Origin of the sequence: Sediminibacterium sp. (assembly GCF_051861365.1) — a bacterium.
Lineage (GTDB): Bacteria > Bacteroidota > Bacteroidia > Chitinophagales > Chitinophagaceae > Sediminibacterium.
Genome location: NZ_JBHYCW010000008.1, coordinates 49,975 through 63,805, shown reverse-complemented (window position 1 = coordinate 63,805; position 13,831 = coordinate 49,975). Strand labels below are relative to the sequence as shown.

The window sequence follows — 13,831 nt, the reverse complement described above, 5'->3', positions numbered from 1 at the left end:
AGCAGGATTGAATGCAGTCATTGAGATATAGATACACAGGAAAAGATCCGGCTCTTATTAGAAAAATTCTAAGTGGAAGGGTAAGTCAAAAAAAGTATATTTGGTTATATCCATTTCCTGATCGAATAGCCGTCAATGCAATTTAATACGTGGGAATTCTTTTGGTTCTGTAGCACTGTATTGTTATTATATTGGTGTTGTTATAAATCGGTGCGCCTGCAGAATATCCTGATACTGATTGCCAGTTTTTATTTTTACAGTCAACTACATTATAGTTTTGTTTTTTATCTCGCCGGACTCATTCTCGTTGCTTTTGTTTCCGGTTTATGGATTGGTAAAATAAACTCCTTCAAAAAGCCGGTATTAATACTATCCATTGTTTTACTTTCTTCTTGTTTGGTGATTTTAAAGTATACCAATTTTGGTATTGACATTGTGAATGGAATGGGTGCTCGTTTTGACAATTTGAAATTTTTAGTACCTGTTGGTTTGAGTTTTTATACGTTCAGTACGATTGGTTATGTAACTGATGTGTATCGGAAGAAAATTGAACCGGAGAAAGACTTGGTTTGCTTAGGCGCTTATATCAGTTTCTTTCCTCAGCTTTTAGCAGGACCTATCCCCGCGGCTACCAAGCATTTGCGACAGTTTAAACAACAAAGAGTATTTGATCCATCGAATATAGAACCTGCTGTACAAAAAATTATCTGGGGTTTATTCAAGAAAATGGTGGTTGCAGATAATATTAGTATTTCGGTTGATTATTGTTTTGCCAGAGCCGACAGTTTGAATAGCTTCTCCTTGTATTTGGGTATTGTGTTATTCAGTTTTCAAATTTATGCAGACTTCTCTGCTTATTCTGATATTGCTCGTGGGGTAGCTAAGTTTTTCAGTATTGATTTGTTTCAAAATTTCAAATCACCTTTTTTGAGTAGAAATCCGGCTGAGTTTTGGAGGAGATGGCATACTTCACTTACCAGATGGCTAACTGATTATTTGTATAAACCACTGGGTGGTCGTTCGCTGGGAAAAATAGGTTTAATACCAGTGATCCTGTTTATTTTTCTATTCAGTGGTTTATGGCATGGTTCCAGCATCAATTTTGTATTGTGGGGTCTGTTAAATGGGCTGTATTATGTTATTTACTTACTGCGTAATCAAATCAAGCATGATGATCTAGCACCTGATAAAGATCGATGGTTACCTTCATTGTCAACTTTGGGTAAAATCCTACTAACTTTTCATTTGATTACGTTCAGTCGTATTTTATTCAAAGCAGAAAACCTGGGAAAAGCAAAGGAGTATTGGAATAGCCTCATCAGTAATCATTCTTTCAGTTGGCCACCCACTTTTTTATATGCACATATACATTGGTGTTTACTTTTATTGTTGATGGAATGGATGCAGCGTTTCAGGCAACATCCATTAGATATTTCAAATAACAAATGGATCAGATACACGATGTATGGGGCATTTGCTTTGATTGTAATTCTGTATCATAAGAAATTATCTTTGCAAGAATATTATTATTTCAGATTTTAAATTTCACATGCTCAAGAAGCAATTATTTGTTTTTGCGATTCTATTTGTGTTGTTCTCCTGTAAGGATGGAAAAAATAAAGGTGAGGTGATTACGGATCCGGTGGTAAGTGAAACAAAAGATGAACAAAGAGAGCAATACCTCAGTCAGTATCCTCAGGTACCCGAAACACCTGCTATTTTGAATGCAGGCGATACAGGTATTGCTGTTTATAATACCTGTGTTGAACGTTATGAACAATCGCTGGCAGATCTCAAGAAAGTATCCGATGAGTTAGGCGCAAAACTGATTGTCACTATTCTTTCTCCGGAAGTGGGAGATGCGATCACGATAAGCGGAAGAAAGGGGATACCATTGATTCAATCTATCAGTAAGAAAATAGGGTTGGATGTATATGACTGTATGAATCCGTTGACTGCTTTTGCCGTACAAAAAATTACGCAAATGCCGCTGGATGGTCATTGGTCTGTAAATGGATCTAAAATCGTTGCTGATCTTTATCAGCCTATTATCACTAAGTATAGCTCACATCGTTCAACGAAAACTTTTACTGAAACAGAAAGATCTTCGGTATTCGGAGATTTGGACCCTAATCAGGATGTGGCATTGGATGGAGGTAAGAATCTTCCCTATCAACTGATCACCAACAAACAAGGATTTAGGATGAATACAGATCTTAGTTTCCCTAAATCAAAACAACGCATTTTATTATTGGGTGATTCTCAGCTCTATTCCCCTTTTTTGGATAACAGTCAAATTTTTACCACTTTATTGCAACAACGTTTCCCTGATGCAGAGATCATCAATGCCGGTGTGATTGGATATACCATTGATGATCAGGTAAGCTTGGTTTCAGAACGTGCAAAATATGCAGAACCCGATATCATTATTTTGGTCACCAATCCTAATGATATTGGAGATTTTTATTTTACACAACGTAATAAAATGAGTCGCGTTAAAAAAGCGTATTCGCCTACTGCTACAGAATTGACTTTATACCAACAACTCTTTGGATCAAAATAAAAGTCTCCTAAAAAGAAATAGCAGCCAACAGCTGCTATTTCTTTTTAGGGGTGTTCAATAAGAACATACGCATTCGAATATCAGTAATGGGTCTATCACTTTTAGTAGGTGTAGTTGCAATCGAATCCAATACATGAAATCCTGTTATGAGTTCCCCAAAAACAGTATAGCCACCATCGAGGTGTGGCGTACCTCCTTCGGTGGTGTATAGATTTTTTTGGTGATCGTTGAGTGTCAGGTTACGCGCACGAATGGTACTGTCTAATTCTGATTTTCGCCAAACAGGTCTTTGTACAATATAAAACTGACAATTGCTACTGGCTTTTTCCGGATTATCGGTTCTCGCAGCCGCTAATGCTCCTCTTTTATGGAATATATTTTGTGCCGTTCGGAATTCTGCAGGGATACGATCTCCCGGTGCAGATCCGCTTCCAATTCTTTTGTCAGCCGTAGCATACTTACTTTCCGGATCACCTCCTTGTATCATGAATCGATTGATGACACGATGAAATAACAGACTATCATAAAAACCTGCTTTTACCTTGCTGATAAAATTATCTCTGTGTAAAGGTGTTTCATCATACAATTTCACCACCAAATTACCCTTGCTAGTCATGATCAGCACATGTGTTTGTTTGGGAGATGCATCCACCCATTGCTTGGCTGTTTTCACGGCCTTCTTTTCTTCTTTATCAAGCTTTCGGAAATACTTGGGTGTAGAACAAGCCGATACAATCAATAAACCCAACAAGCATACTTTCTTTATATACATAGTACTAAGATTAAGCTTCTCCATTCCATTCCGTATAAAATTGTTGCAGGTATTTTTCCATAAAAACATGTCGATCTTCAGCCATCTTCTTTCCGGCAGTAGTATTCATTTTATCTTTTAACAATAATAATTTTTCATAAAAATGATTGATGGTAGGTGCTGTACTTTTCTTATAAGTTTCTTTGGTCATATTCAAATCAGGCGGTATAGCGGGGTCATACATTTCTCGATTTTTATAGCCACCAAAATGAAAGGCCCTTGCGATACCGATGGCCCCAATGGCATCTAGTCGGTCTGCATCTTGTACCACCTGTAGTTCAATAGATTGGAAAGACGGCTGATCATACCCTGATCGGAACGACATATTTTCCATGATCTTCACAACATGATCAATAATGGACTCATCAACTTTTTCTGCTGCTAAAAAGTTTCTTGCCATTTTAGGTCCGACGGTTTCATCTCCATCATGAAATTTTGAATCGGCGATATCGTGGAGAAGTGCTGCCAGTTGAACAACCAGCATATTTACATGTTCTGATTCACCTATATGTCTCGCATTCTTCCAAACACGTTCAATATGAAACCAGTTATGTCCACTTTCGCTGTTTTGTAAAGTCTCTTTGACGAATATTACTGTTTTCTGAATCAGGTATTGTTCTTGCATCAAAAAATATATTAATGTTTTCTTATTGCGCGGGGTTCTCTACAATTTCTCTTCTTGACCAGCATTCATCCATCACCCCTCCTGTTGATGTAAGACCTTGATGTCTCCAGTCGCCATGTACAAATGAATAGTCAAATGCTAAGACTTTCCCGACACTTGCAGCCGTTTTAGTAAAAAAGTGAATGGTTTCTGTATACTTTCCATTCTCGGTACTGTAGGTGCCGCCGCCGGTATCAAAAAATTGTTTGGTGACCACATTATAAGCGATCCATTGAAAATGTTTGCCTGATAATACTTTCATGGTTCTTCTTGGATAAAACGGACTTCTTCTTTTCGACACCTGACCATTTGTATAGCTACCTGTTATGATCCAGTCACCGGCTAATGCGCCGGGGATACCGTCATCTAAGCGTTTCCAGCTACCGGTACTTCCTTCCATCCTGAGTTGGTCATTCTTGATCTGGAAATTCGTAATTTTTTGGGTACCCACTGCTGATGAGTCGAGGTTATTCCATTCGATAGCAATGGTGAGCTTATTTTGTACTATACTATATTTTCCCCCATAAGAACTGATGAATTTTTTTTCACGTAAGTTATAGGTAGCGGAAGAAAAGATGTGGTCGGTAATAATGAGTGTAGTTTGTTCATAGCCATTGACCTGTTGCCAGGCACCTTTTAATGGTTGTTGAACCTGACTTTTTTCAGTAAAGGCAGTAACCATCAGCGCGATACAACCCAGTAGCAACATTGTAAAAAGGCTATTTTTTTTCATGTCTTCAGTTACATTTTAAAGATAAAACAATTCATGAACTGAGATATCCGAACCAAGTGAAGGTATAAATGTTGTAGTAGTTTTTACGACAAATGTGTCGCATAACCATGAATTGGTATTCAGATAATGGTTATCTCCATTCCTGTTAATATCTTTATACTTCAAAAACTATCTAAATGGCAGCCCCATTACCGGAAAATGAAATGCAACGTATAATCGAATTATCTGAGTTCGATCTTGACTATTCATCCTTACAAGAAAATTTTAAAGACTTAGCCAAACTCGCTGCTAAAGTAGCCGGTACTAATATTTCATTGGTGAATATGATTGATTCATTTACACAATGGACTGTTAGCAATTTCGGATTGGATCTGGAACAAATGCCCAGAGAAGACTCTGTGTGTCAATACACGATTGTATCCGAGCAATTCTTTGAAGTAAAAGACCTTTCTGTAGATGACCGTTTCAAGGATAAGTTTTATGTGAAAGACGATCCCAGCCTCCGCTATTATTTTGGAGTACCATTGCAAACCAATGATGGGATTCAACTAGGGGCTTTATGTGTAATGGACACTATTGGCAAAGAAATCAGCCCGGAGAAAGTTGAAATGTTGAAGATCATTGCCGATGAAATCGTCAACCGACTGATGGTGATTCGTGTGATTAAAGGGTTGAAGAATCGTGTAAATGAAGTCAAAGAAACTCAGAAAAAAGTGGCACATGATATCAGGGGGCCTCTATCCGGTATTGTAGGTTTGGCGCAAATCATTAGTGAACAAGGCAATGATAATAAATTGGAAGAAGTGTTGCAATTGGTATCTATGATACAAAAGGGGGGACATTCTTTATTGGAACTGGCGGATGAGATCTTGAGTTTGGAAAAGAAAGTAGATAATCCTTCACATGAAGTAGGTAACAATGAATATAACCTGATGATTTTTAAGGAAAAAATCGAAAAATTATTTTCGCCACAAGCTGCTAATAAAAAAATCAATTTCAAGGTACTTACAGACAGCAAAACAGGAGATATATCGTTTTCGAAAAATAAGTTATTACAGATTACGGGTAACTTAATTTCGAATGCGATCAAATTCACGCCACTAAATGGTCAGGTAACCGTAGAATTATCCATCATCATTACAAGAACCAAGCAATTATCGATCAAAGTTAGCGATACTGGATCCGGAATGGACCAAGACACCATTCACCAGATCATGTATGGGGAACAGAAATCAACACAAGGTACTTCCGGCGAAAAAGGATATGGTTTTGGCTTGATGCTGGTAAAGCACCTGATCATTAAATTGAATGGATCTCTCAATATTGAGTCGGAACCTGATAAGGGTACTACATTCAGTGTGTTATTACCGATTGTTTAGGTGCAAGCCATCAACCCCATCGCATATAAACATAAAATATAGTGCCTATCAGCGCACTCCAGAATATAGCTGTACCTGCTGATACTAAAAAGGCTTTGGCTTTTCCTGCCCAATTGTATTCGCCCATAAAGCGGTAATAGAATAGCGTTCTGTACACGACCTCGAATAGTACAAATGCAAGTTGTACATTTCTGTTTTCCGATCTTATACTCAAGAATATCGCTATCGGTGCAACAATTAAACATCGAAATAAATTGGTAAAGCCAATCAGGTATAAGTTGGCCACAAGATGCTCAGTATAATTATACCGTCCTCTTAGGTACAATAACCAGATTAAAAAACTGATCAGCGGGGCAGCAAGCATGGCTACATAATTGGAGTACTTGGAAAAAAAACGACCCATATTCGCCATCTTCTCCATTCGTTTGATACTTTCTGCTTGTTGAAAGTTATCCGGCATACTTGTTTTCGGAGCAGATGTATAACTGTTTTCCCGAGTATTTCTTTGAAGTGTAGTATTGCTATATTTTGATGTAATACCTCCCATAACAATATATACAGCCGCTACAATTAAAAAGAAATTCAAAGGAGGAAAATGCTTTTTTCTTTTTCCTTCTACATATTCTTTGGCAACCAATCCCGGCTGTATGATCAGCGATTTTAATAAGGTAAAAATTCCTTTATCGGCATGGGTGAAATAGTGAATGGCGTCATGGAATACATCATGCAAATTCACACGCTTCAATGCAGTTTTCTGACCACATTCACCACAAAATTTTTGTGTAGTAGTAAGCGGAGCGTTACAGTTTAGGCAGTTCAACATCTTGGTATTGCAATATAAAAAACAAAGATTGCTTTTCTGTAAACTTTTACAGGATTACCTTAGCAGAAAAAATGGACCAGGATAAAGCCTCATTCATTAAAACTACATTTCCTGAATGGATCAGTCATTTACCTGCGGATACAACGCCACTTTGGGGTAAAATGAATGTTCAGCAAATGGTAGAACATGTGACGGGGTTTTTCAAAGTATCCACCGATCAGATTCATTTCCCGTTGGTTACACCGGAAGAACACTTGCCAAAATACAAAGAGTTTTTAAGGAGTGATAAGCAGTTTCGTGAAAATACTAAGGCGCCGGTACTCCCTGAAGAGCCATTACCCGTTAGAGAACCGGATCTCAACACAGCAAAAGCGCATTTGAAAGAAGCGATCGAAAACTTTTTTTCATTTTATGAACGCTATCCGGATAAAAAAATTATACACCCTGTATTCGGTCCACTGAATTTTGAAGAATGGATATTATTGCATTATAAGCATGTGACTCATCATGCCCGACAGTTCAGTTTGCTGCCACGTTAAATATGTTAAACCGGTCAACAAACAAAGCGATCAATCGTTAGCTTTGTAAACTAAACGATTGCTATGGCTAAGCTTGAGAATTTTATTCTGGGAAGATGGATTACCGGAGATGGTGAAGGACAACCTTTATTTAATGCAGTTACGGGAGAACAGATTGCTACTGCTTCTACCAAAGGAATTGACTTTAAAGATATTTTACAATATGCCAGAACAACGGGCAATCCGGCGCTTAGAAAAATGAGTTTTCATGAGCGTGGATTGATGCTTAAAAATTTGGCATTGCACCTTCGTAATCACCTCGATAAGTTTTATCAGATCAGTTATCAAACCGGTGCCACCAAAGCAGATAGTTGGGTAGATATTGAGGGCGGAATCGGTAATTTATTTTCTTATGCTTCACTCAGAAGAAAATTTCCGGATGAGCCTTATTGTCTGGATGGTGAACATCATGTATTGGGTAAGGCCCATACTTTTATGGGACATCACTTGCTGGTACCCAAGGAAGGTGTAGCGGTTCATATCAATGCTTTCAACTTTCCGGTATGGGGCATGCTTGAAAAAATTGCTGTTAACCTTTTGGCAGGAATACCTGCAGTGGTAAAGCCTGCAACGGTTACTTCTTTTCTTACAGAAGCGGTGGTGCGTGAAATCATTGCATCCCGCATTCTTCCTCAAGGCGCTTTACAACTGGTGTGTGGAAGTGCCGGTGATATGTTGCAGCATGTTACAGCGCAAGATGTAGTAACATTTACAGGTTCGGCATCTACCGGATTGATGTTGAAGTCAACACCCTCTATTCTTTCACAGAACGTACCATTCACCATGGAAGCAGATTCCTTGAATTGTATTGTGTTGGGTAAGGATGTAACACCGGAAATGCCTGAGTGGGATATTTTTTTAAAAGAGGTAAGAAAAGAAATCACTACCAAGTGCGGACAAAAATGTACCGCTATCCGAAGAATTTTTGTACCTGCTGATAAAATAGAAGATGTACAGATTGCTTTAGGTAAATACCTGTCGCAAACAACGATCGGAAATCCATTGAATGAAAAAGTGAGAATGGGATCTCTGGCAGGTGAATCACAAAGAGCAGAAGTAAAAGCACAGGTTCAAAAATTATTGGCTTCTTCTCAATTGATTTATGGGTCCTTGGATAGTGTGCAAGTCATTGATGCAGATGCAGAGAAAGGAGCATTCATGAGTCCGTTGTTATTGTTGAATGAAAATCCGTTTCAGTCTAAAGAAGTACACGAGGTGGAAGCATTTGGACCGGTGTCAACGCTTATGCCCTATGATCATGTAGAAGACGCCATACAACTGGCTAAAATGGGTAAAGGATCTTTGGTAAGCTCTATCGTTACAGCAGACAAGAACATTGCAAAATCATATGTGCTGGGTGCAGGAATGTATCATGGAAGAATATTGGTATTGAATAACGATTGCGCCAAAGAAAGTACCGGACACGGGTCTCCATTGCCATTGTTGGTACATGGTGGTCCGGGTAGAGCCGGTGGTGGTGAAGAAATGGGAGGCATACGTGGTGTGAAACATTATATGCAACGAGTGGCTATTCAGGGTTCACCTGATATGATCACTGCCATCAGTAATATTTATCAGCCGGGGGCAAAAGGAAATATCGGTGATGTACATCCTTTCAAAAAGTATTTTGATGAATTGCAAATCGGTGATCAGTTATTGACAGAGAAAAGATTGATTACTGCAGAAGATATTGATCAGTTTGCAGATTTAAGTGGAGATCATTTCTATGCACATTTACGTGATACTGATTTCTCTGGTACCATGTTTGAAAAGCAGGTAGCACATGGTTATCTGATCATGAGTATCGCTGCCGGACTTTTTGTGAGCAGTTATGATAAAAATCCGGTATTGCTGAATTATGGTATTGATGAGTTGAGATTTACCAAGCCGGTATATCCCGGATCAGAGATACAGGTTCGATTTACTTGTAAAGAGAAAACAAGACAAGAAAAGAAAGAACCTACTGATATTGATAAAGGTATTGTGAAATGGTTGGTTGAGATCATGGATGAAATGGGGGAGATCACCGGAGTAGCTACCATTCTTACGATGGTAGAAAGGAAGAACTAAGGCTGAAACAGCTTGAATCATTCACTCGAAAAAATATTGTTATGATTGAAGAAATAAAAGAAGGTTATGTGAAAGTGGAGCGTGAGCATGGGATTGCTACCATTGAATTCTATCATCCACAAAGAAACTCTTTGCCCGGAAAAATACTGGATGCATTGGCAAAAGCTATTCATAGTGAAGGATTGAATACAGAAACCAAAGTAATTGTACTTCGATCTGCCGGTGAAAAAGTATTCTGTTCAGGCGCTTCATTTGATGAGTTATCTTCTATTACAGATGAAGTAACAGGTTCTAAATTTTTTAATGGTTTCGCACAGGTCATCAATGCGATGCGAACAGCGCCTCAATTAATCATTGCCAGAATTCAGGGTAAATGTGTTGGAGGAGGTGTGGGTATTGCTGCTGCTGCAGACTATGCCATTGCAGTAGATGGTGCTGATGTTAAACTCAGTGAACTGGCGGTGGGGATTGGTCCGTTTGTAGTGGGTCCGGCTGTTGAAAGAAAGATTGGTACTTCTGCATTTTCTCAGTTGGCTATTGATGCAACAATGTGGAGACCTGCAGACTGGGCAAGAAGAAAAGGATTGTTTGCTGAACTGCATGCTGATGTGGCAGGAATGGATGATTCTATTACAAGAATGACGACTACACTGTCCAATTCCAGCTCTGATGCGATGCGTGAAATGAAACAAATATTTTGGGCAGGTACCGATCATTGGGATGAATTATTAAAGGAGCGTGCTAAAATCAGCGGTCGATTGATCTTGAGTGAATACAGTAAAAATGCGATAGCTAAGTTCAAGGAAAAACAATCATGACAATTGTATCAAGATTTAATGAAAAAGATCTTGTCGTTATTTGTGATCGATTGTCTGAAAGAGATCCACATTTATTGCAGATTCTAAAAGACTATGGATATCCGCCTTTTTGGAGTCGGGAAGTTTCTTTTGCAACTTTGATCCATATCATTTTAGAACAACAAGTGTCACTAGCTTCTGCAAGAGCAGCTTTTGTAAAACTGAAATCTTACATTGGTGAAATCACTCCTGAAAAAGTATTACTGCTTTCTGATGAAGAATTGAAACAGTGTTATTTCAGTAGACAAAAAACCAAGTACGCAAAATGTCTTGCGCAGGCTTTCGTTGAAGAAAGCATTACCGTTCAACAACTTATCCATTCAACTGATGAGGAAATTAGAAAAATACTCACAGCTATTAAAGGTATTGGTAACTGGACGGTAGATGTTTTTTTAATGATGTGTTTGCACAGTGTAGATCTTTTCCCTTTTGGTGATATTGCCTTGGTCAACAGCTTAAAGCATGTAAAGCATCTTACGAGCGATACCGATGGGGTATATTTAGAATCCATCACTGAACCATGGAAACCTTATCGAACAGTGGCTGCATTTATGTTATGGCATGCGTATATCTGTAGAAAAAAGATTGTATTCGAATCAGCGTAACAAACCCGAAGCCCAGTCGATGGCATAACGAGATTTCAAGTATTTAATACGAAGTGAAATCATTTTTTCGGCTGTTTCTATCACTTTATTCTCTCGGGTATTGACTAAGAATAAAGAGCTTTCACCATTTTGAAATCTGAAGTATTCTGCATTCAATAAAGATTGAAAGTTTTTATAGGCACTTTGCGCAATCAATAATTGTTGTTGTAGCTGAATAGTTTCATTGAGATAGGTCCTTACTTTATTTTCAACCTCTCTTCTTTTTAATGAAAGTTCATAATTGGTTTCTTTGATCTTCAATACAGACTTTTTATAGTCTCCCCGTCCTTCCCTCAGGAACAGTGGGAATTTTACATCAACGCCCCACACATAATTGTTTTGAAACAGTGCGCCATTCCATCCTTTGAACACATTGTATCCGCTGTTGAGTAAATTCGCTTTCAGGTTGATGCTAGGTAACAGGTTTTGTTGTTTGAGTCTTCTGTCTACTTCCAGTGCATTCAGTTTAAAATCATAGGATCTGATTGATGGGTTAATCGTAAGAGCCTGTTGTAAGATTTCATTTTCCGCAGGAAGTTGTGCATACTGCATGAACTGTAAAGTATCAGGTGTAACCCTGGGTGGCAATAAATAAACACTGTCTTGTTCATCCCACAAATAATTCGATAGTTCCAGTGTTGTATTCGTTAATTGAAGTAGTGCTTCGTTTTGCACCAATTGAAATTGTTGTAATTGTGTGAGTGCTTCTATTGTATCAATAGTAGCCCTGTCTCCATTCTCAAAAGCAATTTTTACCAATCGAAAACGGTCTTGAGCAATCTTTACAAATTTTGAGTAGATATTGTATAATTGATAAGAACCCGCCCATTGCCAATAAATCTGGTAAGCATCAAACAACAAATTATTCAGGGCGTTCAATTGTTCCTGCTCACTCATATCACGATAAATGCGAGCTTGTTGTAGCGTAGCTCTTCTTTTATCCAGTAATAATCCTTTTGCAACAGGCATTTCAATACCGAGATAACTGGTTTGTCCGGGAGTTGTTTCTCTCGCTAAAAGATCACCACCATTGTTTTCAATGCCAGCTTTAATATCGGCTCCAATCCAGGTAGGGATTTTGACTTCAGGATTGGTATAGAAATAATAATTTTTACCATCAAATGTTTTTCTGCTGGCATCCATAGCAATTAAAGGATCGAATCCACCTTTTGCGCTTAATAAATCTGCTTCTGCTTTACGAATGCCAATCAACGCCTGTTTAGCCAACGGATGATTATTGCGCACCAGCTTGATAAACGCATCAGCGTTTAATACCTGAGCGGCACTTTGAAGGGTGAATACCAATCCTAAAATGAATACAATTCCTTTCATGAACATGCTTTATTTCGCTGACTCTTTATTCTGTTTGATGGTGGTACTACTAGCCGGTTGATAATATTCAGGCGGGAATCCATTGATATTTCGCCATAGCTCATAACCAACAGATACATCTTTCAACAAGGCGATACCATTGGCACCTCCACCTATTCTCAGAAGTCTGGGCCATGCTTTATCAGAAGGATCTTCTGTTACCAATACCCTGAATTTACCATTACTACTCACTGAGTTTTCGATGGCAGTCACCAGTCCACCAAAAGTTCCATAAGAACTGGCGGGCCATCCACTGAATACGATGGCAGGGAAACCATCAAATACAAAACGTATTTTTTGTCCTTTTGATAAAAGCGGCATATCCATTGGCTCTACAAACAATTCAACGGCATACTGAATATTATCCGGAACAATTTCAACAATCATATCTCCTTCCTTCAATATCTCACCAATACCTGCTTTTCTTGCTTTCGTGATTTGTCCGCTTTGGGGTGCAGTAACATAGTATAATTGATTCCGCATATCATAGTTCGAATATGCATTTTTTAGTTTTGCTACTTCTGCATCACTGGAAGCTTTATCTGAAAGTGCGCTGAACTGGTCACCTTTTGCTTTGGCGATTTTATCTGTGTAGTCTTGTATCACCGTATTTTTCTCAATCCTTAGTGCTGTAAGCTCTTGTTTAGATTGTAAATATTTATTTTCCGCACCGATTCTTTTAGCAGTAGCATTTTGAAAAGTAATTTTTCGTCTTTCAAAATCAACCAATGAAATAACGCCACTATCTAACATGGCTTTTGCTGCATCAATTTGTCTTTTAGCAACGGCTAATTCATTTTGTACCGCATTCAGATCCATGCTGTCGCTCTCTACTTTCAATTGTTGTTGCTTGAGCTTGATGTCTATTTGCGAAAGTTTCAGTTCTCTACCTTCTTCTAAAGCAGCCACCTGCTGTGATGCAGTAAGTGCTTTATTCTGATATCCTTCTGCAGCATTTTGCTTGGCATCAATCTGTAATCCGGTTCTTTCCAATAAGGCCGGATCAAAATATTCAACTTTTATCTCACCTAACTGCAGAATGGTATCTCCTTTTTGAACAAAGTCGCCCTCCTTAACAAACCATTTTTCTACACGACCACCAATAATGGAATTCAATTGTTGTGGTCTTTGTTCTTGTCTAAGAGTTGTGATCAATCCTCGAGCACGTATATTTTGTGTCCAAGGAAGAAACATGACCAGAATAATGATGATCAAAGATCCCCATAACCATTTGCGCACCCGGCTGGTACGATTGATATGATAGATATTGCGAAATGAAGGCAATTCGTTTTTTTCGAGTTCTTTTTCAGGTTCACAAGTCAGGTATTTGCTCATACG

Annotated in this window: 13 protein-coding genes; 7 read left to right on the top strand and 6 right to left on the bottom strand. The window is 38.5% G+C overall.

What is annotated here, in order from left to right; translation table 11 throughout:
- The first annotated feature begins 135 nt into the window (after positions 1–135).
- Both ACTIEV_RS05395 and ACTIEV_RS05390 read left to right on the top strand, forming a co-directional pair.
- Positions 136–1,542 carry an MBOAT family O-acyltransferase gene (locus ACTIEV_RS05395; RefSeq protein ID WP_322195229.1) on the top strand — a complete coding sequence of 469 codons (1,407 nt, stop codon included), beginning with the start codon at positions 136–138 and terminating at the stop codon, positions 1,540–1,542.
- Between the two features lie 7 nt (positions 1,543–1,549).
- A complete protein-coding gene (locus ACTIEV_RS05390; RefSeq protein ID WP_322195231.1) occupies positions 1,550–2,563 on the top strand; it encodes an SGNH/GDSL hydrolase family protein in 1,014 nt (337 codons plus the stop codon).
- Positions 2,564–2,597: 34 nt separating this feature from the next.
- Here the strand turns inward: ACTIEV_RS05390 and ACTIEV_RS05385 are convergent, their stop codons facing one another.
- Genes ACTIEV_RS05385 through ACTIEV_RS05375 form a run of 3 tightly spaced genes read right to left on the bottom strand, consistent with a single transcriptional unit; the run spans position 2,598 to position 4,771 of the window.
- Positions 2,598–3,335: a peptidylprolyl isomerase gene (locus tag ACTIEV_RS05385; RefSeq protein ID WP_322195233.1), complete on the bottom strand. Its 738-nt coding sequence runs from the start codon at positions 3,333–3,335 to the stop codon at positions 2,598–2,600.
- Positions 3,336–3,345: 10 nt separating this feature from the next.
- Positions 3,346–3,999, bottom strand: a complete 654-nt coding sequence (locus ACTIEV_RS05380; protein ID WP_322195235.1) for an HD domain-containing protein — start codon at positions 3,997–3,999, stop codon at positions 3,346–3,348.
- 22 nt (positions 4,000–4,021) lie between these two features.
- Entirely contained in the window at positions 4,022–4,771 is a 750-nt protein-coding gene (locus tag ACTIEV_RS05375; protein WP_322195237.1) for a hypothetical protein, read from the bottom strand.
- Positions 4,772–4,947: 176 nt separating this feature from the next.
- Between ACTIEV_RS05375 and ACTIEV_RS05370 the strand changes: the two genes are divergently transcribed.
- Positions 4,948–6,150 (top strand): GAF domain-containing sensor histidine kinase, encoded by a 1,203-nt coding sequence (locus ACTIEV_RS05370; protein WP_322195240.1) that lies wholly within the window; start codon positions 4,948–4,950, stop codon positions 6,148–6,150.
- A 10-nt stretch (positions 6,151–6,160) separates the two neighbouring features.
- Here ACTIEV_RS05370 and ACTIEV_RS05365 read toward each other — a convergent pair whose 3' ends face one another.
- Positions 6,161–6,973: a DUF3667 domain-containing protein gene (locus tag ACTIEV_RS05365; RefSeq protein WP_322195242.1), complete on the bottom strand. Its 813-nt coding sequence runs from the start codon at positions 6,971–6,973 to the stop codon at positions 6,161–6,163.
- A gap of 71 nt (positions 6,974–7,044) precedes the next feature.
- Between ACTIEV_RS05365 and ACTIEV_RS05360 the strand changes: the two genes are divergently transcribed.
- From ACTIEV_RS05360 to ACTIEV_RS05345, 4 genes are all read left to right on the top strand, one after another.
- Positions 7,045–7,512, top strand: a complete 468-nt coding sequence (locus tag ACTIEV_RS05360) for a DinB family protein (protein WP_322195244.1) — start codon at positions 7,045–7,047, stop codon at positions 7,510–7,512.
- Between the two features lie 63 nt (positions 7,513–7,575).
- Entirely contained in the window at positions 7,576–9,621 is a 2,046-nt protein-coding gene (paaZ, locus tag ACTIEV_RS05355) for a phenylacetic acid degradation bifunctional protein PaaZ (RefSeq protein WP_322195247.1), read from the top strand.
- Between the two features lie 41 nt (positions 9,622–9,662).
- Positions 9,663–10,439, top strand: a complete 777-nt coding sequence (locus tag ACTIEV_RS05350; protein WP_322195249.1) for an enoyl-CoA hydratase/isomerase family protein — start codon at positions 9,663–9,665, stop codon at positions 10,437–10,439.
- On the top strand, positions 10,436–11,083 hold the full coding sequence (locus ACTIEV_RS05345) for a DNA-3-methyladenine glycosylase family protein (protein ID WP_322195251.1): 648 nt from the start codon (positions 10,436–10,438) through the stop codon (positions 11,081–11,083). Before ACTIEV_RS05350 ends, ACTIEV_RS05345 begins: the two co-directional genes overlap by 4 nt.
- On the opposite strand, the gene ACTIEV_RS05340 is transcribed toward ACTIEV_RS05345, so the two are convergent.
- Entirely contained in the window at positions 11,075–12,454 is a 1,380-nt protein-coding gene (locus tag ACTIEV_RS05340) for a TolC family protein (protein WP_322195253.1), read from the bottom strand. The two genes, ACTIEV_RS05345 and ACTIEV_RS05340, sit on opposite strands and share 9 nt — an antisense overlap.
- Positions 12,455–12,463: 9 nt before the next feature.
- On the bottom strand, positions 12,464–13,828 hold the full coding sequence (locus ACTIEV_RS05335) for an HlyD family secretion protein (RefSeq protein WP_322195255.1): 1,365 nt from the start codon (positions 13,826–13,828) through the stop codon (positions 12,464–12,466).
- Positions 13,829–13,831 lie beyond the last annotated feature (3 nt).